Source organism: Dietzia massiliensis, assembly GCF_018390595.1.
In the GTDB taxonomy this organism is placed as follows: domain Bacteria; phylum Actinomycetota; class Actinomycetes; order Mycobacteriales; family Mycobacteriaceae; genus Dietzia; species Dietzia massiliensis.
This window is the reverse complement of the sequence record NZ_JAHBAV010000258.1, coordinates 1-401: the sequence shown is the minus strand read 5'-3', so window position 1 is coordinate 401 and position 401 is coordinate 1. Positions and strand designations below refer to the sequence as shown.

General features: G+C 60.3%; 1 pseudogene. It reads right to left on the bottom strand.

Annotated elements, in window-relative coordinates:
• Positions 1-146: 146 nt before the first annotated feature.
• Positions 147-401, bottom strand: a pseudogene (locus KHA85_RS20505) (aminotransferase class III-fold pyridoxal phosphate-dependent enzyme); the annotation flags it as partial.

Here is a 401-nt window from a genome sequence, read left to right as displayed (position 1 = left end):
CTTTTGCCCTGATACATCTCGGGCTGTTGCAGCCACTGCACGACGGCTTCACTGCTCTGCGCGATCGCCTGGCGGTAAGCCTCGGCGCTGTGCGCCGAGGAAGCCAGAATCGGGTTTAACTTGGACATCGCGGTCATTCGCTCCAATCAGACTGGCTTGACGCCGGCGGCCAACAGCGCCTGCTCAAATTTATCGAGGAAAATACCCAGCTCATCGTTGGTGATCAGCAGGGAAGGCAGCAGACGCAGCACGCAGCCATTGCGCCCGCCGCGCTCCAGGATCAGACCGGATTCGAAGCACTTTTTCTGCAGCAACGCGGACAGCTCGCCATCGGCCGGGTAGCAGCCCATGTGATCCTGCGCTTCGTTCGGCTTGACGATCTCGATGCCGATCATCAGGCC